21 protein-coding genes are annotated in these 26,424 nt (G+C 45.5%); 9 read left to right on the top strand and 12 right to left on the bottom strand.

Annotated features, from left to right (window positions below; translation table 11 throughout):
- Positions 1–327: 327 nt before the first annotated feature.
- The 3 genes from D0A34_25535 (at position 328) to D0A34_25545 (ending at position 2,687) form a co-directional block, all read left to right on the top strand.
- Complete coding sequence (locus D0A34_25535) at positions 328–1,758, top strand: ribulose-bisphosphate carboxylase large subunit (GenBank protein UNU21755.1); 1,431 nt, start codon at positions 328–330, stop codon at positions 1,756–1,758.
- 137 nt (positions 1,759–1,895) lie between these two features.
- Entirely contained in the window at positions 1,896–2,306 is a 411-nt protein-coding gene (locus D0A34_25540) for an RbcX chaperonin protein (protein ID UNU21756.1), read from the top strand.
- A 45-nt stretch (positions 2,307–2,351) separates the two neighbouring features.
- Complete coding sequence (locus D0A34_25545; protein ID UNU21757.1) at positions 2,352–2,687, top strand: ribulose bisphosphate carboxylase small subunit; 336 nt, start codon at positions 2,352–2,354, stop codon at positions 2,685–2,687.
- Between the two features lie 80 nt (positions 2,688–2,767).
- Here D0A34_25545 and D0A34_25550 read toward each other — a convergent pair whose 3' ends face one another.
- From D0A34_25550 to D0A34_25560, 3 genes are all read right to left on the bottom strand, one after another.
- Positions 2,768–3,406, bottom strand: a complete 639-nt coding sequence (locus D0A34_25550; protein ID UNU21758.1) for a restriction endonuclease subunit R — start codon at positions 3,404–3,406, stop codon at positions 2,768–2,770.
- Positions 3,407–3,610: 204 nt separating this feature from the next.
- Positions 3,611–3,844 carry a hypothetical protein gene (locus tag D0A34_25555; protein UNU21759.1) on the bottom strand — a complete coding sequence of 78 codons (234 nt, stop codon included), beginning with the start codon at positions 3,842–3,844 and terminating at the stop codon, positions 3,611–3,613.
- Positions 3,845–3,854: 10 nt separating this feature from the next.
- A complete protein-coding gene (locus tag D0A34_25560; GenBank protein UNU21760.1) occupies positions 3,855–5,078 on the bottom strand; it encodes a hypothetical protein in 1,224 nt (407 codons plus the stop codon).
- Positions 5,079–5,332: 254 nt separating this feature from the next.
- Between D0A34_25560 and D0A34_25565 the strand changes: the two genes are divergently transcribed.
- Positions 5,333–5,602 (top strand): hypothetical protein, encoded by a 270-nt coding sequence (locus D0A34_25565; GenBank protein UNU21761.1) that lies wholly within the window; start codon positions 5,333–5,335, stop codon positions 5,600–5,602.
- A 106-nt stretch (positions 5,603–5,708) separates the two neighbouring features.
- Here D0A34_25565 and D0A34_25570 read toward each other — a convergent pair whose 3' ends face one another.
- Positions 5,709–6,083, bottom strand: coding sequence for a hypothetical protein (locus D0A34_25570; protein ID UNU21762.1), 375 nt, complete (start codon positions 6,081–6,083; stop codon positions 5,709–5,711).
- 371 nt (positions 6,084–6,454) lie between these two features.
- Between D0A34_25570 and D0A34_25575 the strand changes: the two genes are divergently transcribed.
- Complete coding sequence (locus D0A34_25575) at positions 6,455–7,024, top strand: Uma2 family endonuclease (GenBank protein UNU21763.1); 570 nt, start codon at positions 6,455–6,457, stop codon at positions 7,022–7,024.
- 7 nt (positions 7,025–7,031) lie between these two features.
- On the opposite strand, the gene ruvC is transcribed toward D0A34_25575, so the two are convergent.
- Positions 7,032–7,565 (bottom strand): crossover junction endodeoxyribonuclease RuvC, encoded by a 534-nt coding sequence (ruvC, locus tag D0A34_25580; GenBank protein UNU21764.1) that lies wholly within the window; start codon positions 7,563–7,565, stop codon positions 7,032–7,034.
- A gap of 90 nt (positions 7,566–7,655) precedes the next feature.
- Positions 7,656–8,771, bottom strand: a complete 1,116-nt coding sequence (bchI, locus tag D0A34_25585) for a magnesium chelatase ATPase subunit I (GenBank protein ID UNU21765.1) — start codon at positions 8,769–8,771, stop codon at positions 7,656–7,658.
- A gap of 230 nt (positions 8,772–9,001) precedes the next feature.
- Between bchI and D0A34_25590 the strand changes: the two genes are divergently transcribed.
- Both D0A34_25590 and D0A34_25595 read left to right on the top strand, forming a co-directional pair.
- Complete coding sequence (locus D0A34_25590; GenBank protein ID UNU21766.1) at positions 9,002–10,276, top strand: ATP-binding protein; 1,275 nt, start codon at positions 9,002–9,004, stop codon at positions 10,274–10,276.
- Positions 10,185–11,261 carry an RloB domain-containing protein gene (locus D0A34_25595; GenBank protein UNU21767.1) on the top strand — a complete coding sequence of 359 codons (1,077 nt, stop codon included), beginning with the start codon at positions 10,185–10,187 and terminating at the stop codon, positions 11,259–11,261. The genes D0A34_25590 and D0A34_25595 overlap by 92 nt, the downstream gene beginning before the upstream one ends.
- 123 nt (positions 11,262–11,384) lie before the next feature.
- On the opposite strand, the gene D0A34_25600 is transcribed toward D0A34_25595, so the two are convergent.
- Positions 11,385–13,910 (bottom strand): EAL domain-containing protein, encoded by a 2,526-nt coding sequence (locus tag D0A34_25600; protein ID UNU21768.1) that lies wholly within the window; start codon positions 13,908–13,910, stop codon positions 11,385–11,387.
- 302 nt (positions 13,911–14,212) lie between these two features.
- Between D0A34_25600 and D0A34_25605 the strand changes: the two genes are divergently transcribed.
- Positions 14,213–15,040 carry a 4-hydroxy-tetrahydrodipicolinate reductase gene (locus tag D0A34_25605; GenBank protein ID UNU21769.1) on the top strand — a complete coding sequence of 276 codons (828 nt, stop codon included), beginning with the start codon at positions 14,213–14,215 and terminating at the stop codon, positions 15,038–15,040.
- 189 nt (positions 15,041–15,229) lie between these two features.
- Positions 15,230–15,940 carry a phosphate ABC transporter permease gene (locus tag D0A34_25610; protein UNU21770.1) on the top strand — a complete coding sequence of 237 codons (711 nt, stop codon included), beginning with the start codon at positions 15,230–15,232 and terminating at the stop codon, positions 15,938–15,940.
- Positions 15,941–16,075: 135 nt separating this feature from the next.
- On the opposite strand, the gene D0A34_25615 is transcribed toward D0A34_25610, so the two are convergent.
- From D0A34_25615 to D0A34_25635, 5 genes are all read right to left on the bottom strand, one after another.
- A complete protein-coding gene (locus tag D0A34_25615; protein ID UNU21771.1) occupies positions 16,076–16,540 on the bottom strand; it encodes an N-acetyltransferase in 465 nt (154 codons plus the stop codon).
- Positions 16,541–16,854: 314 nt separating this feature from the next.
- Positions 16,855–17,478: a Precorrin-8X methylmutase gene (locus D0A34_25620; protein UNU21772.1), complete on the bottom strand. Its 624-nt coding sequence runs from the start codon at positions 17,476–17,478 to the stop codon at positions 16,855–16,857.
- Positions 17,479–17,578: 100 nt separating this feature from the next.
- Positions 17,579–18,385 carry a TPM domain-containing protein gene (locus tag D0A34_25625; protein UNU21773.1) on the bottom strand — a complete coding sequence of 269 codons (807 nt, stop codon included), beginning with the start codon at positions 18,383–18,385 and terminating at the stop codon, positions 17,579–17,581.
- 291 nt (positions 18,386–18,676) lie between these two features.
- Positions 18,677–24,148, bottom strand: a complete 5,472-nt coding sequence (locus tag D0A34_25630) for a hypothetical protein (GenBank protein UNU21774.1) — start codon at positions 24,146–24,148, stop codon at positions 18,677–18,679.
- A 683-nt stretch (positions 24,149–24,831) separates the two neighbouring features.
- The gene (locus tag D0A34_25635) at positions 24,832–26,160 is read right to left on the bottom strand and encodes an ATP-binding protein (GenBank protein ID UNU22466.1); all 1,329 of its coding nucleotides are present in this window, start codon (positions 26,158–26,160) and stop codon (positions 24,832–24,834) included.
- Positions 26,161–26,424: the final 264 nt, after the last annotated feature.

Consider the following 26,424-nt stretch of genomic DNA (forward strand, 5'->3'; position numbering starts at 1 on the left):
CCCTGGCTCATTACTCGTTACTAATTCTGATTTTTAAGTATTAAATTCTTTACATAAACCGTATTTATCCGCTGTTCGGCTCGCTGCACCATATCTTTCGAGCGAGCGAAATTCCTCGCCGCTGTGCGATCCCCAACCTTTCCTCCTGCATCCTTCGCCGCTGGCTTTTCATAAGATATGTTACAAATATTTGCCTAATGTAAAGCAAAATAAATAATACTTATGATGATTAAAAGAATATTAAAATCTGAGAGCGCCATTTTATTGATATATTTTTAACAGCCCCCGATCGGGCAAAAAAATTAAGCGAATACTAGGAAGCGAGATATGGCTTACGCGCAAACCCAAACTCAATCAAAGGCTGGGTATAAAGCCGGAGTTCAAGACTATAAACTAACGTATTACACGCCGGACTACACCCCAAAGGATACAGATGTTTTGGCGGCTTTCCGGGTAACACCGCAGCCGGGAGTACCCCCTGAAGAAGCAGGCGCTGCTGTAGCTGCTGAATCTTCCACAGGTACATGGACAACTGTGTGGACTGACCTCCTGACCGACCTCGACCGCTACAAAGGTCGCTGCTACGACATCGAGCCAGTTCCCGGTGAAGACAACCAGTACATCTGCTTCATTGCCTATCCTTTGGATTTGTTTGAAGAAGGTTCCGTCACCAACTTGCTGACCTCTTTGGTCGGTAACGTGTTCGGTTTCAAAGCTCTGCGCGCTCTGCGGTTGGAAGACTTGCGGATTCCCATTGCTTACTTGAAAACCTTCCAAGGCCCTCCTCACGGTATTACCGTTGAGCGGGACAAATTGAACAAGTACGGTCGTCCTTTGCTGGGCTGTACAATTAAACCCAAATTGGGTCTGTCTGCTAAGAACTACGGCCGTGCCGTTTACGAAGTTCTGCGCGGCGGTTTGGACTTCACCAAAGACGACGAAAACATCAACTCACAACCGTTCATGCGCTGGCGCGATCGTTTCTTGTTCGTTCAAGAAGCTATTGAAAAAGCTCAAGCAGAAACCGGCGAAGTCAAGGGTCACTACCTCAACGTAACTGCCCCCACCTGCGAAGAAATGATGGAGCGGGCTGAGTTCGCTAAGGAAATCAAAACCCCCATCATCATGCACGACTACCTGACAGGTGGTTTCACTGCTAACACCACCTTGGCTAAATGGTGCCGCCGCAATGGTATTTTGCTGCACATCCACCGCGCCATGCACGCAGTTATCGACCGTCAGAAAAACCACGGTATCCACTTCCGCGTGCTTGCCAAGTGCTTGCGGATGTCCGGCGGCGACCACCTGCACTCCGGTACAGTTGTGGGCAAACTCGAAGGCGAAAAAGGCATCACGATGGGCTTCGTAGACTTGATGCGCGAAGACCACATCGAAGAAGACCGCAGCCGCGGTATTTACTTCACCCAAGATTGGGCTTCCATGCCCGGTGTCATGCCGGTTGCATCTGGTGGTATCCACATCTGGCACATGCCGGCTTTGGTGGAAATCTTCGGCGACGACTCCTGCTTGCAGTTCGGCGGCGGCACCTTGGGCCACCCTTGGGGTAATGCACCTGGTGCAACTGCTAACCGCGTTGCTTTGGAAGCTTGCGTCCAAGCTCGTAACGAAGGTCGCAACTTGATGCGCGAAGGCGGCGACGTAATTCGCGAAGCTTGCAAATGGTCTCCTGAACTGGCTGTTGCTTGCGAACTCTGGAAAGAAATCAAGTTTGAGTTCGAGGCAATGGATACCGTTTGATGATTTTGGGTTTGAGAATTTAGGTTTTAGGTAGCAAACTTGCTGTGGAGTCTTTATCTTTGAAGAAGATTTACCAGTAAGTTTGCATCCAAAATCTAAAATCCAAAATCTAAAATTTGAGGGAGCTGGGGTCAAAAATGGATCTCAAACAAGTTGCGAAAGACACCGCTAAGGTGCTGGCAAGTTACCTAACCTATCAATCCGTGCGGGTTGTGGTCGCTCAGTTGAGCGAGACCAATCCTCCTGTGGCAATCTGGTTGAGCAACTTTTCCTCAACGGGCAAAATCCAAGATGGAGAAGCTTACATTCAAGAATTGTTGTTGGAAAATCAAGATTTGGGATTTCGGATCATGACTGTGCGAGAATCTCTGGCCCAGGATGTGACAGATTTTTTGCCTGAAATGGTTCGCACTAACATTCAACAGGCGAATATGGAACACAGACGCCAGCATTTAGAGCGAACTACGCAACTTAATTGGTCTGTTCCTAGCAGTAATCCTGAAACCTCAATTGATTCTGAACCGAATCTGGATAATTTGTCGAGTTAATCGATCGACAAGTGCGATCGAACACACACCTTAGAGATACAAAAAATGAAGACTTTACCTAAAGAGCGTCGTTACGAAACTCTGTCCTATTTGCCCCCCCTGACAGACGCGCAAATTGCCAAGCAACTCCAGTACATCCTGGATCAAGGCTACATTCCCGGCGTAGAATTCAACGAAACCTCTGCCGCTGAAATGCGCTACTGGACTCTGTGGAAGTTGCCTTTGTTTGGTGCTCGCAGCGTCCAAGAAATCATGACAGAAGTTCAAGCTTGCCGTCAAGATAATCCTAGTTGCTACATCCGCGTCATGGGTTTTGACAACGTGAAGCAGTGCCAAGTGCTCAGCTTCATCGTGCACAAGCCTAACACCAGAGGCTACTAAAAAGTATTGGCTGACTAATCTAAATTTTAGGTTAACAGTCATTGCAGATTGGAGGCGGGGAATTTTCCCTGCCTCTTTTTTTATAGTTTGCAAATAGCTTTTAACACTTGCAGCAACAAAATTGAAGAGTCGGACTCCATCAGGTTTAGCAAAGGCATTAACTGATAGGTTTGCTTATTGCCCCCCTGAATATTGACGAACTGATAGTGCATTCCGTTTGTTGTCAAGTCCCAGATTGTATCCTGATATTTTAAATTTTGATAAGCATAGGTTAGCAATTGGGATAAACCCATCAATGCGTTGATTCCAGAATTTTTACTTTCAATGATCAAAACAAAAAAATATGTATGGCTTCTGATGGGTTTTATCCTGTTGACTGCTAAGATATCAAATCTTCCTTTAATGATAGTATCTTCATCTTCAATGCTAATTTCGGCGAGGTCTTGTTCTAAACTAATTTTAATCGGGCGGCGGTAGAAGCCAGCCAATCGCATTAAGGGAAAGGTAGTCAGAGCTTTTACCAGTCCTTCAGAAACTCGATCCGTTGAAATGTAGTCATCGAAGTCCTCCCTAATTTGTGTAACTTCCTGCTGTTCGTGTTCTGTTAGATCTTCAAGGGATAACAGAGAGGTAAATGAGTTAGTGTAGTGCTTTTCAAAGCCGAAAAGACGGTGTACTTCTGATAACGTTAGGTTTTTGGCATTAATAGTTGTCTTCATCTTTTAATAGTTATTAAAGTTTTAGTTAAAATTTTAACATAGACATTGCGGTAGTCCACTTACACCATTCTTAGGAACAGGCAAGATGCCTGTTCCACAACATATCAAGTTTCTTGTGGGGTAGGCTGGAGAGTCGGCCCATGTTCTTAGGAACAGGCATCTTGCCTGTTCCACAACATATCAAGTTTCTTGGTGACAACAAACCTAATCTATCCTTTCCATCACAATCCCATCAACTATTTCATAACCCCAATTAAAATGTCGATTGGCTAACTGCTGGGCCATGTCATATTCCCCCAAATTGCAGAGTTCAACTAACATTTGATATGCTTCATCTCTTTCTCGCTGCCACCTTTCCCCCCGCAGTTTTTCTCTCTCTTCCTCAGAAGGATTGGGTCGCTCTTCTCCCAGCGGATTGATATCGCTAATTCCTTTCATATCAGCCTTATTAAAAAGGGATAGATTCGACTATTTCGCCGTCAACTATTTCGTAGCCCCAGTCGGGGTTTGCAGCGATTTGTTTTTCAACTATACTTCGGCCGAGAGGAGTTTTGTAAGCTTTTTGCAAAGAGGAAATACTGGGGATTTCGGCGGCGGTTGGTGGCTCTTTTAGTTCGATGTTGGGCGGTTCAGGAACTATTTCACATAGGGATTGATTTAAGGCAAATTGAGGTGCGATCGCCCCTAATTTTCGCATTACGCTATCCTTGGTGATTTGAGGTTTTTCGTTGAAGGAAGAGGGCAGATATGGTGTGTCAACTCCCTGCTGTTTTGCTTTGAGTGCATCATCGGCAAGGCGATCGCACTTTCGCAAAAATCCCTCCCACAAATCTTTGCCCAAAACCGGGTTTCTCAAATCAGCACGCGCTTTAGAGACTGCTGCTTCTAGCGGTTCGCCTTTGTGTACGTAATACTGAATTCGCTCTTCTTCAAAGGCAGGATAAGGCACTTCCGGTTCGATTTCCCAATCTCGCTTAACTTTCTGACTTTCTCCTAAAGGAATTCCGGCGATAAAGTCCTCCCAAAAACTCGAAGTTAAGCCTTTTGTCATGCGGTCAATAATTTTAAATGCCCATCCAGAAGGATCGCCAAACCCTAAATTACGTTCTTTGGCATATTCTTCTAAAGCTCGCTGAAAGTTCTGCAGTTCTTCTTGGGAATTCCAAGGGCCGCTAAATCGGTAATTCGGGGTGACAGCAACGGCTATTTGCTGGCGGGGTTGACCCCAAAATTTGTCTGTTTTAACTGCATGATCTGGGGGTGATGTTTCGGAGATTATTTCTACAGGGCGATTGTTGTTTTCGCGGCTTGTCTGTGTTATGAGATCGGCAGGATTTGGTGTCCAAAAGTTATTAAGTTTTTCCTCGAAAGCGTCAATGTCGGCCCAGAGTTCTAGGGTGTCCGTGTTGGGATTTGTTAATTTTTCTTTTAGGAGCGATCGCACTTTGAGCAGGCGTCTCGCGAGTTCTTGTTCTTCGTGATTTAAACCGGTGGCTTTTTCAATTTCGCTGCTGTTGGTTTTTACCCATTCGCCGGAGTTGGACTTTTGTGATTGCCATTGAAATAATTGGCAAATAAAAATACTCGCCGCGACTCCGCCGGTAATTGTGGCAAGTTTGGGATAGTAGATGGCGGGGTTTCCTAGATTTCCTAAAAATATTCCTATTTTCATTTTGTATATTCTTAATTCCCTTTAATCTTAGGGTGATTATTGGCCCAGCTTAGCTTGAATTCTAGGGGGCGCATCGGGGCAGCTTACCTCGACTAAACTAGCATGGAGAAACTTAAGATTTTCTTTAAGCTTCTGTCTATTCCTGACTGAATGGAGTTTCTAGAGTAAAAACGGGGATCGCTTATTCGATCGCCTGATTGACAGGACTGAGTTAAACGTAATAATAAATTATTTACTGTAGAGCTTCTGCCAAAATGAATCCAGAACGCCAAGAGGCTTATTTGAACTTAATCGAGCGAGTGCTTACCTGTCCTAACGGCCAAGAACCAGAGGTTTTGAGTTCCTGTTCCGATTTAATTGATGCGGGATTTGTGCAAATGCTAATCCAGATATCGGCTTCAATGGCGCGCGAAGGTGACGAAGATACTGCTAATTTTTTAGTGCAACTTGCTCGTTTGCTGGGGAAATCTTTGGGTTTGTCGCTGGATTTGAGGCCGGCTGGGTACAGTAGTGCAAAGGGGTAGAGAAGAGTTGCGATCGCCTCGTTGTATCATGTTTTGAGAAATGAGGGCGATTCCCTACCCTTCGGGATAGCTTTGCTTCACCTAATTTTTAAATGCAGCTATAGCTTTACAGTTTATATTCGAGAGGCTCGCAAAACTCATTCACCCCAGTTTTAAATACATAAATAATCACCGAAGTCACCAAAATATCAGGGCAAATTTTTGCTGCAACTAAATCTCTAAAAGCTGCATTCAATTGTCCGTTTGTTAACTCTTCTTTAACCTCGGATTTGCAGATAGCAACGCGGCATCTTTTGGCCAATCCGTCTAACCAATTTTCCGAGATATTCGGTTCTTGTCCGGCTTGAATTGCTAGAGATATTGCTGCATCTTCGATGTTGCCTTCGCAATCTTCGATTGCGTCTAGGGCTTTTAGGGCTTCCGGATATTCGGCTAATTGCGAGCGAAATTGGGCAATTTGTTGGGAGGTAATAATCACCATATTATTTTCGTGTGTTCTCTGCTGACGGGATAAGTTTAGCAATTAAAGTCGATATTATAGCATTTTTTTGAGCGAGGGTGGAATTGGGCGATCTAACTTAATTACATTTTCAACTAATATTTTGCACTTCGCAATACTCCGCCTGGGGTTTAAACAGGTGTCAAAGCTTAAGTATTCTTGCAGAGGAATGATGTTAAATGCGATCGATCTCTGGCATTTGCGCCCTAGTCCGCCTGGGGTCTAAACCCCTCTCAAAGCTTAAGCGTTCTTGCATAGGACTGATGTTAAATTCGATTAGTTTCGTCGGTCATTGACAAAAAGTGGCGCTAAAATAGGTTGGCAGAACTCATATTTCTAGGGAGTTAGGAAAAATGACAACCATTACTTTAAACTTAGATACTGTCGAACTAACAGATGAACAGTTTTACCGTTTATGTCAGATGAATCGAGATTGGCAATTTGAACGGACACCTAAAGGAGAAATCATTATTATGTCACCCGTAAGCGGAGTTAACGCCAATCGAGAAGCCTATTTAATTACAGATTTGGGCTTGTGGAACCGTAAAACGCAGCTAGGGAGAGTGTTTAGTTCCTCTACAATTTTTCGCTTGCCTAATAATGGCTATCGATCGCCTGATGCCGCTTGGGTTAGGTTAGAAAGATGGTCTGCTTTAACAGCAGAAGAACAAGAGAAATTTCCACCAATTTGTCCTGATTTTGCCATTGAATTGCGATCGCCCCCAGACCCGCTGCGGCCGCTTCAGGAGAAAATGCAGGAGTATCTAAACAGTGGTTTACGCTTGGGTTGGTTAATTAATCCTCTAGACGAACAAGTGGAGATTTATCGCCCTTCTCGCGAAGTAGAGATTGTACAATTTCCTGTAAGTTTATCGGGAGAAGATGTCTTGCCCGGATTTGTTCTTAATTTGCCGATGATTTGATATTGCATCAAATTTTTCCTGTTTCCACCTGTATTTTCTTCGGACAAATATCATCATCGTACCAACCAGTCAAAGCCACAGCCAAAGCATCCGCCGCATCGTCCGGTTTCGGAATATAAGCCAACTCTAACTCCCGCGCCACCGCCTCTTGCACTTCAGATTTATCCGCATTACCGCGCCCGGTCAAAGCTTGCTTAATTTGAGCCGGGGTAAACTCGAACAGCGGCACTCCACACTGCGCCAATACTAGCGTCAAAACACCCCGCGCTTGCGCTACAAGTATCGTATTTCCCATCTTGTAAAAGAACAGTTTTTCGGCAATTGCTAGATCAGGTTTAATCTGTTCAATTACCTCGTGCAAATCGTCGTAAATTGTTTTCAAGCGCTGTCCCATTTCCTGTTTTGGCGTTGTTTTTATCACGCCGCAATCAATCATGGAAACAACGTTTTCATCTTGTTTTCCGGGGACAATGTGACAGGAAATTGCGCCGTATCCGAGGCTTGCTAAGCCTGGATCTAATCCTAAAATTCGTTTTTCCATTGCTGAAATTAGTAATTGGAAATGGGGAATGAAGCCTTAAAAATTTGGGAAATGTTTCATCACCACCCATTACCAATTACCAATTACCAATTACCCCTCAGTTGTTTCTAGACCGAATACCCGATCGAACACTTTAGTCACTTTATAGCCCGAATCTATTGATTCTAGCGGGTCTTTCCGCAACCGGTGCCGCAAACACAGAGTCATCACGCGGCGAATATCATCCACAGTCACCTCTGTGCGGCATTCCAAAGCCGTGAAAGCTTTCGCAGCCCGATTCGTCACCAAATCGCCCCGCAGCCCGTCTACGTCCAATTCCGCGCAAACTTGGGAGATTTTTACCCGCAACTCTCGATCGATAGTTACCGATTTCAATCTTTCCTGTGCCTCCACCAACTTCTGCTGCATATCATCTTGTTCGTGCTGATATTTCGCGAGAAACTCGGGGGGATTTTGGTCAAAACTCGATCGCTGTTCGACAATTTCCACTCTTAAATTCGGGTCTTTTACAGTCCGAATTTCTGCGTGCATCCCGAATCTGTCGAGCAACTGCGGCCGCAATTCTCCTTCTTCTGGATTCCCGGAACCGATTAAAATAAACTTAGCCGGGTGGCGGATCGAAATGCCTTCTCTTTCAACAGTATTCCAACCGCTGGCGGCGGAGTCGAGCAAAACATCGACTAAATGATCGTCGAGCAAATTGACTTCATCAACGTAAAGAATGCCACGGTTAGCTTTAGCTAAAAGGCCGGGTTCAAAAGCTTTAACACCTTCCGACAAAGCTTTCTCGATGTCGATCGTACCGCAAACTCGGTCTTCGGTCGCGCCCAAAGGTAAATCTACCATTTGGACTTTTTTGCGGGCGATTTTAATGTCAGTTTGAGATAAAGTGCGATCGCGCACCTCATCACTCATCAAATCAGGATCAGTGGGATGACTGTTAAAAGGATCGTCAGCCACCACCTCAATTTCCGGCAGCAAATCAGTGAGGGCCCGGATTGTGGTAGATTTACCAGTACCTCGATCGCCCATAATCATCACCCCGCCAATTTTGGGATCGATGACATTCAACAGCAGCGCCAGTTTCATCTCCTCCTGGCCAACAATCGCAGTGAAGGGAAAAACAGCGCGGCGGGCTGGGGTAGCGGTAACGGTTGGTAGAGCGCCCGCATTTAGGGTATTGCTGACTTCGGCAGTAGGACTCACAGGATAACTCAAAATATAATAATTGCTTGTTTATTGTGACATACAAGCGGACAACAGTCACTCAAAGGTAGGCGATCGTCATTTTGAGTAGCCTCGTCGGTTTACAAAAATTCATATACCTCTATAATATCTTGTAACGTCCGTCAAGAGTTATAATTATGAGGTATTTCTCTATCTATTTTATCGGCATATATTGGCTAAGTCTATCGCATTAAAAGTTGAGTTACTTTATGTTAATTGAATTTTCAGTCAGTAACTTTAGGTCAATTAAAGAAGAGCAAACATTAAGCATGATTGCCGACTCTTCCACCAGGAAGAATGACAATACTTTTGTGCCAATCGAAGGTAATAAACTGCGCTTGCTTAGGTCTGCGGCGATCTATGGAGCAAATGCTTCTGGCAAGTCAAATATTCTCAAGGCTTTGACTAGACTGATTTCCTATATTCACACTCTAAATATTGATGTTGATGACAATATTCCTTATTACGAACCATTCGAGTTAGAGAAGTCGTGCTTAAGCCAGCCTTCAATCTTCAAGCTTAGTTTTATTCTTGAAGAAATTATGTATGAGTATCAAATTGCTTTTGACAGTCGAGAAGTTCATCACGAACAGCTAGATTTTTATCCAAAGAAAAGACAAGCCAACTTATTTATTCGTACAAAAAACGAGGTCAAGCGCGGTGATTTTTTTCAAGACAAGCGAGGGTTTTCAACCAAAGCATTAACTAAGTATCCTTATTTATCAAAAGTGGCTCGTGAAGAACATAAACAAATGCAAAAACTTTATAAATACTTAAGAACATATGCTTTTTTTGCAGCCAATGATACTGACATGAGGAGTTCTTTAGTACGTCATGTTAATCAAGTTTTGCAAAAAGATGAAAAGCTAAAAAGACAGTTAGATAAACTCATCAGAATAGCCGATACTCATATCGAAGAAATTAAAATTGAAGAAAAAAATGTTGATTTTGAATTTGATGATGACGTACCAGAAGAAATTAAAAAAATCCTTATCAGTGACAATAAGTATGAATTGTTTGCCCTCCATAAAACTTTTCGAGATGGCTTGTTAGAAGGTGAAGCTAACTTTCCTTTTTTCCAAAAAGAATCAATCGGAACTATTACACTTTACGGTATCGGCGCTTTAATTTTATTTATCTTAAATAAAGGTCATATTCTAGTTATTGATGAAATAGATAATAGTTTACATCCTAAACTGTGTAAGTTCTTAATTAAGTTATTTCACCATCCGTTAACTAATCCCCATAATGCCCAACTAATTTTTGCTAGCCATGAAACCACTCTACTAGATCGGGAATTATTGAGAAAAGATCAAATCTGGTTTACCGAAAAAAATAAATATGGTGAAACACAACTCTTTTCTGCCCAAGACTTTGATAAGGTAAAAGGTGATGAACCTTTTGACCTATGGTATATGCAAGGTAAATTTGGTGGTCAACCTAATATTAAAGAAGTTGAATTTATTTTTGGCAATGAAGAGTAGAAAAACAAAAATAAAATCAAGACAGTTAAAGCAGACCATCTACATAGTATGTGAAGGAACTAATACGGAACGGATTTACTTTGAGGCGATTGGTCAGCAACCTGATGTATTTGAAAAATATGACATCACAGTTTATCCAAGTGAAGAAGACCAAAGAAAAGCCTCAACAAAAGAAGGTGAATCTATTAAAACAGATGCGGTGAATCTGGTCAAACGCGCCAAAGAAGAAATAAACAACAATTATAACGAAGTTTGGGCAGTTTTTGATAAAGATGGTTATACCAAACATGAAAAAGCATTTGACGATGCACAGAAACACGGTATTAAGCTAGGGTTTTCAAGTATTGCCTTTGAACATTGGATTTTATTGCATTACGAACAGAATGGAACCGCTTTCCCTAAATCGCAGAATGTTATTGATTATTTGGAACAAGCAGGTTATTTTACAGGCTATTCTAAAAAAGCAGATATTTCCATTTATCCTAGACTTCAACACCTGACTCAAACAGCTATTGAAAATGCAGCCTGGTTACGGATGGAGATGGCAAAAAATCTAGCTGCTTGTGATGATAAAATCTATGAATTAAATCCTTATACCACTGTAGATGAGTTAGTAATGAAGCTTTTAGATTTTAATCCTGTAACCTACGGATATATTACGCAAACGCTTAGAATTAGCGATTTTAGTATCACAGTTAATGATGTTCAGCCCCACTGTGGAATAACTTTGAGTGTTTGTATTGTCAATCACGGAAAGTGTAGCTATTTAGTGAAGAACCCCTGCGACCACTTTTATTTAAAAGATGAAGACCAAAATACCTTTCCACTTGTCATTGATAATCTGATTATAATTGAACCCAATTCAACTCAACATATTGCCTTAAAGTGTGAAAATTTTGCCGCAAGGGGCAAGTTAAGATTGCATTTTAGTCCTAAGCAAAAGGAAATACTAATTATTGCGCTTGACAATACAACTGAACAGTGAAAATAATTACGCACAAAAACCAAATAAACCGCGTTTTGCAACCGGGCTCTATGGTGTGGGACGATCGACTTTCGTTCATCAAACCCGGTTTCTGCGGTCAGGACTATGTGAAACAAACAGGATTTACCACTGCGGCTCAGAAGCCATCAAAGCAGTCGCAGCCTCGCTGGGTAACGGCTTAGCAAAAAAATAACCCTGACCGTATTCGCAGCCGATCGACCTCAACTTAGCTAATTGTGCCGCCGTCTCCACACCCTCAGCAATCACATCCATGCCCAAAGCGTGCGCCAGCGCCACAATCGTCCGCACGATCGCCACATTCTCCCCCTCGCTTTCGAGTTCCATTCGCCCCACAAACGACTTATCAACCTTCAAAGTATCCGTAGGAAACCGACTCAAATAACTCAACGACGAATAACCAGTGCCAAAATCATCAATTCCCAACTTGACATTTAACCCTTTCATCTGCTTCAAAACCGCGATCGCCGACTCCACATCATCCATCACCACACTCTCAGTAATCTCCAACTTCAAACTCTCGGCACTCAAACCCGTTGTTCCCAAAATCGCCTTCAGGCGATCGACCAAATCCGGCTGAGCAAACTGCTTCCCAGATAAATTTACACTCATAATCAAAGGTCGATCGAAATCAAACATTTCCTCCCACAGCCGCAACTGCCGGCAAGCCTCCTCCAGCACCCACTCACCCAGCGGGACAATTGCCCCCGTTTCCTCAGCCACCGGAATAAACTTCATCGGTGGAATCAAACCGCGCAGCGGGTGTTGCCAGCGTACCAAAGCCTCAAACCCAATAATCCTCCCGCTTGCCAAAGATACAAACGGCTGGTAGTGCAGCAAAAACTCCTGACGCTTGAGGGCCATCCGCAAATCCGTCTCCAACTGCAACCTCTCCACCGCCAAATCGTGCATCGAAGCATTAAACACCTGATACCTTCCCGTTCCCAAAGCCTTCGCCCGGTACATCGCCGTGTGGGCGTCCCGCAGCAAGTGTTCCGGCTGTTCCCTGACATTAGCAGCGGGTTCGCCCCCCAGCGCAATCCCGATGCTCGCAGTGACAAACACCTCCTGCCCCTTCAACTCAAAAGGTACAATTAAAGCTTTGTGAATTCGATCGGCCAAATCCACCGCACTGTCAAGATCAATATTCCTCAGCAAAATCGCAAAATCGTCGCCCCCCACCCGCGCCACAGTATCCCCGGAGCCAATAATCGCCCTCAACCGCAGAACCACCGCCATCAGCAGTTCATCCCCCACCAAATGACCCAAAGAATCATTAATCACCTTAAACCTGTCTAAATCCAAAAACAGCACCGCAAACAGATAGCTGCGCCGGCCCCTAGTATTGGCGATCATCGCCCGCCCCAAGCAATCCACGAACAAATCCCGGTTCGGCAAACCCGTTAGAGAATCGTGAAAAGCATCGTAAAGCTTCCTGTAAGCACTGACACCCACACCAGTCACCACCAAACCCAAAGTCGGCGACACCAGCGGCACCCACCCACCCCAAATAAAAATCCCACAACTAATCCCCAACAGCCCCATCAATGCAGCACCCCCAGCCAATCCCGCCCTCACAGGGTGCTGAATCCGCCAAGCCAAAACCCCGCCCACCAAAGCCCAAGCACCGTTCCACAAAATTTCCGCCCATTCCGGCCACACCCAAAATAGCGATCGCCCATCCAAAACCGCACTCAATATTTGGCTGAGCATTTGCGCGTGCAGCAACACCCCTGGCATTTTCGGACTTTGCTTTTTAACCGGGCTGTAGGGCGTCAAAAACAAATCTCTGGTACTCGGTGCCGTCGTCCCGATCAGCACAATCTTGTCCTTAACCCAGCTTGGGTCAATTTCCCCCTTCAATACCTGCCTGATACTGACTTGTCGCACCACATCCTTACCAGAACGGTATTTGAGCAAAATTTGGTAGCCTTTGGCGTCGAGATTTGCATAGCCACCACTGTCAGAAGTTAAAGGCACAAATTCTGCCTTTCCCCAGTTGATTTGGTGGGGATGAACAGCGCTATTTTTCTGCTGTACTCTGTCTTTGAGATACAACAAAGCCACTTGCATAGAAAACGATAAAGCAATCTTTCTATCTGGTTGCGAGACTGAGAGCAAATTGCGGCGTACAACGCCATCAGGATCGAGCACGAAGTCGTTAAAACCGACCCGATCGGGCGGTATCCCAGGGGGCGCTGCCACTCCCTGACTTTCTGAATCGCTCAATTTATAGATCGCCACCACGTTCGGTGCTTTCAGCCCGGCCAGCAATTCCTCGTGTCCCGGTGCTTGAGGCAAATCCCGGTACAAATCCAAACCGATGACTTTTGGCTGATACTTTTGCAGTTTGACCAAGGTTTGGGCGATCGCACCGTCGGAAATCGGAAATCTCCCCAAAGCTTGAATATCGGCCTCAGAAATGGCCACTACCAACAGTCGCGGATCAGGGCCCAAATCTGGCTGCAAGCGCACTAACGAGTCAAAACTCCCCAATTCCAAGCTTTGCAGGCCTCCCAACTGCCGAACTCCCATATTCAGCAGCGTTACAGTCACCCCAGCAAGCATTGCAGGCAAAATCCTGACCCGTCGGTTATGAGAACTCAGGTCGAAGCCAGTTGCGACAGACATGACATATCGAAGATTTCGAGAGAATTTGGCAGTCACAGAAAAAATATGTCGGTGCAAATTAGCTTTGCACCAGTCTGTTCTTACAGAATTGAGCTTAATATGAGATTGAATGTAATTTTTTCAGAACTTGTGCCGCAACCGAGTTTCTTTAAGCTAATTACTCGATTTGGCAAAGTATTTCTCGAATGGGAACCGGGTTTTTGAAGATTTGCCACCAAATCCTGTCTTTCATTCCTTGTTTCCCCAAATTCGCACAAGCGTTAAAATTTAGTCGATCGAACTTTCAGGATATTTTTGAGATGATGGCGAATCAACTTCCGATTCCGGTGATTGTTAACGGTGCTGCAGGCAAAATGGGCCGCGAAGTAATTAAGGCGATCGCCCATGCTAGTGACATGACCTTATTTGGGGCTGTAGACCGCTCTCCTGAGTGCCTCAACGCCGATGCCGGCGAATTAGCCGGATGCGGCCCGTTAGAAGTTCCCATCACAGACGACTTGCAAGGAATGCTGGTATTAGCAGCTCAGGAAAAGCAGTTAGGGGTGATGGTAGATTTTACGCACCCTTCGTCTGTTTATGAAAACGTGCGATCGGCCATAGCTTACGGGATTCGCCCAGTAGTCGGCACTACCGGATTGAGCAGCAAGCAAATTGAAAACTTAGGTGAATTCGCTGATAAAGCTAGCACTGGGTGTTTGATCATACCCAATTTCTCAATCGGCATGGTTTTGCTCCAACAAGCCGCCGTCACGGCATCTCAGTATTTTGAACACGTAGAAATTATCGAGCTGCACCACAATCAAAAGGCCGACGCCCCCAGCGGTACGGCAATTCAAACTGCCCAAATGCTAGCAGAAATGGGAAAAACTTTCAATCCGCCAGAAGTTGAGGAAACCGAAAAATTAGCCGGAGCTCGAGGTTCAGTGGCCGATGAAGGGATTCGCATTCACAGCATCCGTTTACCCGGTTTAATTGCCCACCAAGAGGTAATTTTTGGGGGCGCCGGTCAAGTTTATACTTTACGGCACGATACGAGCGATCGCGCTTGTTATATGCCAGGAGTCTTGCTGTCTATACGCAAAGTCCTTGAATTGCGATCGCTCGTTTACGGCCTGGAAAAAATCTTGTAGTCATTAATCATTAGTCATGAGTCATTAGTCATTAGTAATGTGGAATTAATCTAACTTCTAACTTTTGACTTCTAACTTGTGATTTTTGACTTCAACATCAATCCGTAAAATCTGTTAAATCCCTTAATCTAATCCGCTTCCGAACAGACAGCCGTTACATCCCGTACATTGCTCGTTGCCCAACTTCCTATGCTAATTCCCTTAACCCGTGAAACATTTCAAGAACTAATTCCTGCCGTCGCCACGGGAGCGCAATACAAATATATCTGGGGAAAACCGCCAGATTTTTTGAGGCGAATGTTAATCTCTGCAGTCACCGTAGTTTTCCTCCTCGTAGTCTACAACTTCGCCGGTTCAGATGTCGGGCCGCTAGTTTTAATCACCGGATTGATAGCTGGTTTGTACTGGCTGTGGGGGCCGATTTTGTGGGCGAGTTTGCGGAATGCAGAATGCCGCAAATATCAATACTGCGGTTTTTGGCAAGGGCGAGTTTTGGATATATATATTACAGATGAAGTCACCAGTCAAGAAGAAACAGTCAATCAAAAAGGACAACTCGTAATAGTTGACAACCTAGAACCACGCATCAACTTAGAAGTTGGCGACAAAACCGGATTTACTACTACACTTCGAGCTCCATTGCGGAAAGATCACCAAGGAATTGTCCCCGGCCAAGCTGCTTTAATGTTAATTATGTCAAACCAAGAAGATTTAGGCAGAATTGCCAAAGTTTCCGATATTTATATTCCCAGCCGTGACGTGTGGGTGAGCGACTATCCTTATTTACGCAGAGATTTGTTTGTAGAAATGAGCCAGCAAATTAAAAAAGGCAGAAAAAAAGACCGCGATCGCACTAATCAAAGCAGAGATGTAAAAAGGCGATCGCCCGCTGATTATTAATATTGATCGTAGCCAGAAATTTAAGAGCGATGGCAAGTTACACCCGGGGAAAAACTTAATTTCTGGAGATGTCTAATAATAGTTAAACGTCATTGCGAGATTTTCAAGAAATATACCAATTTAGAGAAGTCGCTCCTAGAGCTTTCTCGTCATAAACACGCTATTCGGGTCATCAATATATTCAGCGAAGGGGCCTCGGTACTTGAACCCATACCGTATATACAAGGCTCGTGCCGGGGCGAACTCAGGCAAAGCCCCTGTTTCCAAATTCAGGCAATCGTAAGCACGCCGTTCGGCTTCTTTTATGATGTGTTCAAGAATCTTCGAGGCGATACCTTTACGGCGGTGAGCCTTGGCGGTACGCATTGATTTGACTTCACCACTTCTTGAATCTAGTTCTTTCAGTGCTCCGCATCCGAGTAATTCATCACCCTCCCAAGCCGTCCAGAAAGTAATATCGGGCGATCGCAATGCTTCTAAATCAAGAGCATGAATGCTTCCAGGTGGTGTAATCTCATTCATATTTTCGAGATGTTCGCGGAGAAAGTCAGCGATCTTTCTACCTCTGAGGTCATCTTCGCGAATTTGCAATCGACTCATTTCCTTAATTTGCTAGAGAATTCTACTCTATCAAGACTTACGAACTCCCACAAAGAAACCGGGTTTCGACTTCGCTCAATCAGCAGGTTTTTTACCGAATCTGTGGCTACAACCTGTGTATTTTCGTCCATCAAACCCGGTTTCTGGACTCTCATGCGTCCAGGACTATCTATGATGGTTCACAGAATCCCGCGTTATAAAAAGTAACTTAATTTGTTCACAAAATTCGGAAAAAACCTATTGTGAAAGTAGAGGGTGCCGAAAGCGGGATCTAAAATCTAAAATCCCATGACTCATGACAATTAACTTATCGATCAACTGTTCCCCTCTTGGCCGTAAGCTTGCCAAGCCAAATCCACCAGCCCGTTAACAATAGCCACAGCCACTACCGCAGAGCCCTTGCGGCCCTCAATGCGTATGTGAGGAATCATGGAATCATGCAGCCGCGACTTAGCCACGTCAACCCCTACAAACCCAGAAGGAGTCCCAATCACCAAAGCCGGCCGAATTTCCTCAGATTCAATCAAATCTACGATCGCCGACAAAGCAGTTTGAGCCTGCCCCACCACAAAAATCCCCTCAGGATAGCGTCTTGCCAAAGTTTCAATCCCCCAAGCCGCCCGCGTCCTTTCCTTTTGGGGGCGTGTCAAAGCCTCCATCGAACAGTAAACCGGATTCGCAAAGGTATTTTGGATTAGGGGCGTAATGCCCACCTGCACCATCGGCACATCTACCACGATCGTAGTCCGAGCAGCCAAAGCTGCCGCACCGGCCTGCAAAGCCTGATCGGAAAAACTAATTAAAGACTTGTACTCAAAATCAGCAGTCGCATAAATCACGCGGCGGACTATTTCGTACTCCGCCGCTGAAAAACCGTGGTCGCCAATTTCGTTATCGATTAATCCCAGACTCTGGGCATCGCTTACGTGCCATTCCATTTGTTGGATAGCTGTCGCCTGTGAGTTGTCAGGTATCAGCTTACCAGCTTTTAGTCATTCGTTGACTGTTGAGTAAAATCTGCCAACTGCCAACTGACAACTAAGTTTCCGACGACGAAGAAGATTTGCCCAACACCGGAGTCAGGAATGCCACCAAAACTCCGATCGCAAAACCGGCCACATTCCGAACCACAGGCAACCAGTCAGAAGTCCGAGTCACCACCGGCCCAAGTCCGAAAGCAAAAAACAGAATGCCCCACAGCGGCGAAAAAATCAGTGCCCACTGCCAAGCCACAACCTGTCCCGGCTTCCGAGGCTGAGCCGCAAACCCGCAGATGACGCCGCCAACCACCGACGTAATTAACGTCAGAACCCACTGTTCCCTCGGCAAGCCGGGAACCACGCGGCATCCGCCCTGACGCAAACAGCCTTCTATCGACTCCAAAGATTCAATAATCGCTCGATCTTCGCCATTGTCCCGCACAAAAAATTGATTACCGTAGCGAGTTTGCAGTTCCACCCAAAAAGTGCGTGGCAGCAGCGGATACAGCGAGTCGCCCACATTAAAATTGAGCAAATTGCCCCCTCGGGGGTCAGCAACTAGCAACACACTCTTGTTATCTAGCCCCCAATAACTTTTGACCGCCAAACCCGGCGTGCGATCGTACTGAGTCAGCACTCGCAATTTCCAGCCGGTTTCGGCTTCAAAGGCGTTTAAATTTTTTGTCAAACTCTCTTCTTCAATATCCGTGAGGGCTTTAGCTAAATCAATGATGGGCGTCTGAGTTGACGGCAACAAATCGGGATTATTGAAAGCGTGGGCTGCTGGTGCGATCGCCCACACGGACAAAGCCAGAAAAAATGCGGCAACAGAGGCTAGAAATTTTCGCGGGAAAAGCTGTGACATAGGAACTTATAATCCGGTTCTTAATTGTGAATGCTAGCTGGCGGTCTTAACCAGAGGATAAGAGAAAACTCATATTTCTTTACAATTATTTACTTTACAGGAAGCCGAGACCAAGGGGAAGAGGAAAATAGTTTTGAGTTTTGAGTTTTGATACCACACCCGGGCTTTTTAGCCCCTTGATTCTTGAGTCCCTCTCAGTTAAAACTTAGTTTGACTTTATGCGGCGCTTAAAACCGCTGCATAGAGTCAAGGGGATTTCTAGGAGGGACACTGAAGAAATTACCCATTACCTTAAAATTGAGATTTTGCCCCAACCCCCTCACAGAGACGCCGATCGCGATCGCTCACATTAGGATTAGTTCTCAGATAATCTCCCACCCAGTCACAGCCCCTCACCAGCAAATCGTCAAGATCCAAATTCCATAAAATCACCCGATTATCCCGGCCCGCAGAAGCCAGAACCTTCCCATCCGGGCTAAAACTTACACTCATCACACTATCCTTGTGACCCGTCAAAGTTTTCAGCAAAGTCCCGCTGCGACTCCAAAGCTTCACCTTATGATCGTAACTGCCCGAAGCAACCAACAAACCATCCGGGCTAAAACCCACGCTAGTCACGCTGTCGCCAGAACCCTTCAGCAGCGTCGCCACCAACGTCCCATCTACCTTCCACAATTTCACCGAATTGTCGTAACCAGCCGAAGCCAGCATTTTGCCATCAGGGCTAAAAGCAACCCCCAATACAAAACTGTTGTGAGCTGCTTCAAAAGTTCTTAGCAAACGACCGTCCCGATTCCAGAGTTTGAGAGTACCATCATCGCTTGCAGAAGCCAGCATCGAGCCGTCGGGACTGAAAGTCACCCCAGTCACCCAGCCTCTGTGTCCCGTCAAAGTCTTAATCAACCTGCCGTTTCTAGTCCAGAGTTTCACAGTCTTATCCTTGCTCCCGGAAGCGAGTATCTCGCTGTCGGGGCTAAAACTCACGCTCATCACGCTGTCGGCGTGGGCGTCGAGAGTGAACTGCACAGAAGGCGAACACGGGAATAGCGGGGCGGAAGGACAAGGGAGAATATTATTCATGCCATCTTCTGTCAAACTCCAGACTTTCACCGTTTTGTCGTAACTCCCAGAAGCAAGTAGCTGGCCGTCGGGGCTGAAACTGACGCTGGCGACTCTCTGAGTGTGTCCTTCCAAGGTTTCTAGCAAAACTCCCGTGCGACTCCAGAGTTTGATAGTTTTGTCCGTAGAAGCAGAAGCCAGCCTTTGGCCGTCGGGGCTAAAAGTAACGCCTTGCACCCGGTTTTGGTGTCCGTCGAGAGTTTTGAGCGGCACGTCATCGAGTCGCCACAGCCTGACAGTTTTGTCAAAACTTGCCGAAGCCAAGGTTTTGCCTTCCGGGCTAAAACTCACCTGAGTAACTCGATCAGCGTGTCCCTCAAAAGTTCTCAGTAAGCGACTCTCTGGTTTAATGTTGCTAGCATCGGTTGGGCGCTTGTCGCCAACACCAGCAAGACTCCAGAGTTTGACAGTCCCGTCTGCACTTCCAGAAGCAAGTGTTTGACCGTCGGGGGAGAAACTCACACCAAATACCCACTTGCTGTGTCCCCGCAAAGTTGTTAGCAGTTCACCTTTTTTTGCTTGTCTTGAATTTTCTGTTGGTGGGTGTTTGAGTGCAGCGATGCTCCAGATTTTCACCGTTTTATCTTCACCCGCACTGGCGATCGTTTCACCATCGGGCGAGAAACTGACGGTGTAAATTTTCGAGGGTTGTCTGTTTTCGCTGTGCCACAAATTAGCGATTAACCTGCCGTCAGAACTCCACAGTTTCACAGTACCGTCATGGCTCGCCACAGCAATTATTTTGCCGTCGCGGCTGAAGCTTAACCAATTTACGGGAGCAAATTGTTCGATCGTTCTCAGCAGCGTGCCGTCGGTTTTCCAAAGTTTGATAGTTTTATCTGTAGAGCCACTGGCGATCGTTTGACCGTCAGGGCTAAAAGCAACGCTGGTAACGCTATTAGTATGCCCGTTGAAAGTTGCCAGCAAACTGCCGTCGGTTTGCCAAATTTTGACAGTTTTATCTAAACTTGCCGAGGCTAGGGTTTTGTTGTCGGGACTGAACGTGACACAGGAGACGCTGTTAGTGTGGTCTTTTAAAGTTGCCAACAAACTGCCGTCGCGCCGCCAAAGTTTGACGGTTTTATCTACACTGGAAGAAGCTATTGTTTCGCCGTCGGGACTGAAGCTAAGACCCCAAACTACATCGCCGTGTCCTTCCAAGCGGTTGCGTTCTTTGACTCCATAAACTGCCTGCTGGAGGGCAGCAGAAATCAGAATTTCGGTGTCTTTGAGAGTATACATTTGTTGGGAGTTTTCGAGCTGTTTCCACTTTTTACCAGCTCTCAAACTTTCCATCATGGCGTCAAATTTGTTGTTTGAGAAATAAAGTGCTTCAGAAGCTGCTGTCAGGGTACTGATTTCGGCTCGCTGAGTTTGAGCGACAGCTAGCTGTTTTTGACCCACAGCCCGCCACCAAAAGTTGACGGCGGCGATGGTGGAACTCGTTAGCAGCATGACGCCAATCACTGCTAATCCCAGCAGTTGTTTGAGAAAAGTATTGGCTTGGTAGAGCTGTGCTTGACTCATTTTTTTGTCTGCTTCTGCTTTGTGCAGTCTGGCTTCTAAGCCGAATCTTTGGCGGATAGGTCGCACTAAATAGTCGTGTACCAATTGATAGCGGTCTTCGGGCGCTTCCCGTAGCAGAAATAGCAAACCGTGACCAACTAAAATGTCTAAAATTAAGTCGAGGTTGTCGATTTTCTTTTGTCGGCTTTCAGGGTCTTTTGCGAACTGTCGCTGTAGGGAAATTCTGTTTCTGCTGATCGCCGATAATTCGGTTTCGCGGGCATCTGCTGGCTGCGAACCTGTAACTAACGAGAGTTCGTGTTTGGTTTTTATCAGGCGAACGCCTCTTTCATCTGTCAGGGAAAACAAGATTTTCCAAGCTGCGTCTTCGTTAACCAGGCCACAGTCAGAGATGACTCTTTCGAGCGATCGTTTCACTAATTCCGCTTTGGGATTGTCCCCCAATTGCTGGTATTGGGCTAGACTGGTAATACCTTCTTCTTGCAGTTGCGCTCCTACTACCTGCAATTCGATCGGTCGCACTTCTTGCAGTTCGTCTGCTAAATCTTCTACGAAGGCATCGATCAGTGCCGGCTCTAAATAAAATTCCGCCCGTTCTGTTAAGTGTCCGATGACAGCCCGCGCGTCTTTGATAGAAAAACTCCGCAGTTGGTAGCGGATACTTTTGTCGAGAATATTATTGTTAATAGCGTCAAGATTTGGGAAGCGATCGCAATCTAGTAAGTAGTGCAAATAATCTTCCCGCAAGCAGAGAATTATCTTGACATAAGGCAAATTCAAAAACAAACCCAAAAAATTATAAAAAAGTTGTCTTTGTTCCACTGAAGTCGAAACAAAGAAAAACTCTTCAAATTGATCGAAAATCAACACAGTTAACAAATTATTTGTGCCATTTTCGCGCAACTGATCTATAATAAAAGAAGAGACTTCCGAGCTGCGAGCAGGAATAACCGAGCAACTTTTTTTGTGGATTCCCTGTAGTCCTTTCGATATTAATTTACTTTCCTCTTCGGCTTGTTTGTCGTACAGGGCGCTGTTCAAAGCATTTTCTAACTCTACCAGCCAGTCGGTGTAAACTTTGACTACTACGGGCAATGTATCCCGCGCGCCCGGAGTAATATTTTTCAAAGCTGGTACTAAGCCGGCATTGACTAGAGAACTTTTCCCGACTCCGCTGGGCCCATGAATAATAGTTAATTTATGGTCGTCCCTGCTAATTCTTTCTAGCAAGCTATTGATATCTGTTTGGCGCGAGTAAGCTGTCATGGACGCTGCGATGGCAGCTTGGTTTTGAGCTGAGGGACCTGAAGGATTGACGGCTTGGCGCTGCTGCTGCAATTGGCTGGCTCCGATAAAAGCTCTAAATCCGTATTGATATTCGATCGAACGCTGGGTTTTTTTAATCCGAAACGCTTTAAGATACTCTCCCTGCTCGAAATAAACGGCTTGCAGTTCCGTCAAAATATCGATGTAAAGTCGGGGGTCGTACTTCGGCTCGCTTTGAGATTGAGCCAACTCCAAAGAATGAACCGCCGCTTCCCATTGGCCTAACTGCCGCAAACTTCGGGCTAAAAGTAAAAGATATGAACTCCTGTCGGATTTGGGATGTTGGATTTTAGATTTGGGTTCGTTACTTGACTCGTTAGAGCCCACAAATTCTGGATAATTTCCCTCAAACCCCAATCTCAAATCTTCAATCAGCAATCTCAAATCATTAGGCGTTTGATCCAAAATCGCCAAAGCCAACTCGGCTAGCTGGCGGGCTTGACTCCACCTCGACTGTTGCAGGGCAACTTCAGCCAAAAAGCCGTAATCTTGAGCTAGTTGGCTGGGAGTACCGTAAGTGAAGTGCAACTGCAAAGAATTTTCAGCTAATGCTTGCAACTCTCCCCAAGCTTTCAGGCGCTGCAGCACTTCTCCGAGGTGTGCTGTCACCTCAGCTACCAATTCCGGGCGTGAGGCAAGGGAGAAAGCGTTTCTAGATTGTTCCAGGCTAATCCAAGCTTGTTCCCAGTGCTGGCGGTTGGCTACCGGGTTTCTGGCTGCTTGCAAGCGGTGACACAGGGCTATGTGAAACAGCACTATGCCTTCTCTCTCTAAAAATAAAATTTTGGGGACAGGATTCGACAAGGAGGAGAAGGTTTCTGGGTTTTCGGAATGTTCCAAGTTTGCCAGTTCCCAGTTGCCCGTTTTTTGCTGCCAAAATAGTAAACTTTCTTGGTAGTGAATTAAGGCAGTTTCGGTTTGGTCGCTGACATAGTAATCTCGACCGAGAACGAATTGCAGGCTGGCTTTGAGGGCGGGTTCTAATTCTTCACCGCGATTTTGTAAATCTCTTAAAGCTAATTCTAGTTCTCGGCGTGGCAAAGAGCCGATCGCCAAATCGAAGGTATTGCCCGGACTCAATGGGGAATACGAGTGGACATCTGATTGTCGTCGGTTTTGGGGTCCTGAATTAAAAGTTAGAAAGCGTTCTCCAGGGCTGATTTCGCGCTCCAGGCCGCGTTTTTCGCACGGGGTTTCGCAGGTCTCACAATTAGCAATGGTGCTGACGTTGTTGCTGGCGAGTTCTTGATTGAGTTCGCCTATTTTAAATATAGTATCTGCCCGCCTAGCGAGGAAATTAATTAATTCGTCAACGCCCATTTCAAATTTAATTGTGGCGGCGGCCCAACTTTTGAAATCTGGGGCCAGACGAATCATTTTGGTCACGATGTCATCTGTTACCCACAAAATCACTGGGCAGGAAAAATTTTTGCGAAATTCGTCTCGCACTTGATTGGTAGAAGCCATCAGTTCGTCGATCGCTACTACTGTTTCTAAACCGAATACCATCAAAGCCGAGGCGGCACTGACAGGCGAGTACCCCTCCTGGAAAGTGCTTGCTTGCAGAGTAGTGTAAAGGGTTTTGACTGACGCTGGCAGGACGATATCTTGAATTGGAATTGGGGAGACTTCTCGCAGCCGCTGCGCTATTTGCTGCCGCAACTGCTCATAGTTGCAGCGCACCAAAATTAGCGAGAATTGGTGTTGAGACATTGTGATGGACCTGACCAGAGTTTTGAGCGATCGCTCGTTGTAGTTGGCAGTTTCTTGTACCTTAATTAGATCGGTCATGCGTGCACCTCTTTTGCATTAATCAATTACCTAACTCTCGCCAATCGTGAGTGAAAGCCTATCTACTTAGAGATAGTCGTCTCTGTCTGACGCGGTATCTCTGTATAAATACGTAGTTTTGCGTACTTCTCCTATCAATACTTACAGAGTTATTAGCTCCAATGTAAAGATATCATACCTTTCAATCTCAGAGAATGCTAGACTTCCCAGTAAAAATTTAAGGCCCCCTTAGATTTTTTGATTCAGCTATATATAAAAAACTACAGATCATAAATACCCAACCGCTAAGTTCATGATCATACCGACGACTAGCTATTAGTAAACAACTGCGATATATCTGTAGCAGGCATTTAACACACCAGCAAAAAAAATTGTCGTCCGGGATGGGATTATTTGAAATTAACAGCAACAGGTAAAAACAGACATAGGGGGTCTGGCATTGCAGATATGAGAGTTGAGAGTGGGGAACGTCCTTGGTGGCGGCAAAGTTTTACGCGACAATAACATTCACCGCCTATAGCCAGCATTCAACAGAAATTAGCCAGTGGCAAAAACCGCTGACTGATTTCTGTATTGGATGGTAAGATTTCGGAGTTGTGAGCGATGAATTTTCAGTTAAATACTTTCTAAGTCCCTGGTGGTTAAGGGTTCTTAGAGTCGCGAAGGCATCTCAAAAATCCCAACTATTTTGCTTCACAGCGCTGCAGCCACTCCTTATACTTTCTAGTTTCTGCTAAGGCTGGATTAATCCCAAACCAACGACCTTCTTGATCGCGGTATTCAAAGACAAACATACTTCGCAACAAGATTTGAGACTCTTCTTCGCCGGTTACACTTTGTCGGTTGACGACTTGAAACAGCAATTCCCATTCCATGTCATTGATGGCTCCCAAAAGGTCATCGCGATATTCTTGAATGACGCTTTCGAGGCATTCGCGAGAAAAGGGAGGGTCTTCGTGCTGCAAACAGCTATACAAAAGCATCAGTAGATTGCGAACGTGACCGCCACTAATCCGACAAAGCCGGTCTAAAGTTTCGGGAGAGTCAAAGACTTGGGAAATCAAATCGATGCGTTGAGGGGCAGCAACTTTCGGAAAAGCTCTAGCTAATACTAGCTGCCGCAGCAGTGCCATTCCTTCAATGTGGTCGTCGCCCGATCGCATTTGCACCGGTACCATCGGCATCACCTTGGGCTTGACTCCAAATCGACTGGCGAGGCGGCCGAAGTCGTTGGAAAAAATCAAAGTCAGGGGAATCGTGTAGACAACATGGCAATTAAGTTTTTTCAACTGTTCGCCACGGTCTAAAAACAGGTATTCTGGCTGGGTGCGTCCGCTGGGTTTGAGGGAGGCATCGAGGCGATCGAGGTTGTCAACGATGACTGCGAGCCCTTTTTTGCCTTGGTGCTTAAGTTCAGCGTTAGCTTTGTTGAGGAGTTCTTCATTGATCGACTGCAAGATGCTGTTGGTGCGGGGCTCGAGATATTGCCTGAGTTGCGATCGCAGTTTGGGAGAGTCTTTAGTTTTAGCAGTAACTCTAGCAATGCCTACAGATAACTCGGCTTCCGCTGACAAATCTATGGGAGTCTGCAAAAATTCTGCCACTTCTGCAAACAGATTGGTAAAATAGCTCGGTCTGAGTTTGATTTTAGCGGATTCCATAGTTTCGCTGACTTGGCGCGCAATGCTCAGCAAAATATCGCTGATGTCTACATCACCCATGTCTAAGTCTTGGGAAGACTCGAAGTAGACGACGCAAAAACCCTCTTGCTCTAACTCAGCTTTTAGTCGAAACAATTCCGTAGATTTGCCACACCCGATATGTCCTGTAAATAGCTGACAGGTTGGCTCGTTGGGGGAGATGCGGGTAATGGTTCGCTGTAAAGATTCAATGATTTTGCCGCCACGCACGGAACCAAAATCAATGTAGTATTGATAATCTCCTGGGTCTCCGGCAACAAGGGTCTTGCTCGGGTTGCAGGCTTTATAGAATCTGTCTAATTCGAGTGCGATCACAATGGAAGCCGAATAAAAGTTAAAAAAGTTAATCGAAAGTCTAAACTTTCTTTAGTTGAGTTTAGTTTGATTTGTAACCTTTTGCCCTGTGGGGTAATGCCCTAAATACCCAAAGAACCTTGATCTGGTAAGGGGTTTTCCCGGCGCTGGAATTGGCAATTTTTAATTAATAATTTTTTATTACTTAGCGGACTCAGTGATATTACTGATATTGGCAGGAGTCTGGGTAAATTTGCGGGGATCTGGTTAAATGGTAGGGGA

The organism is Microcoleus vaginatus PCC 9802 (assembly GCA_022701275.1).
Lineage (GTDB): Bacteria > Cyanobacteriota > Cyanobacteriia > Cyanobacteriales > Microcoleaceae > Microcoleus > Microcoleus vaginatus_A.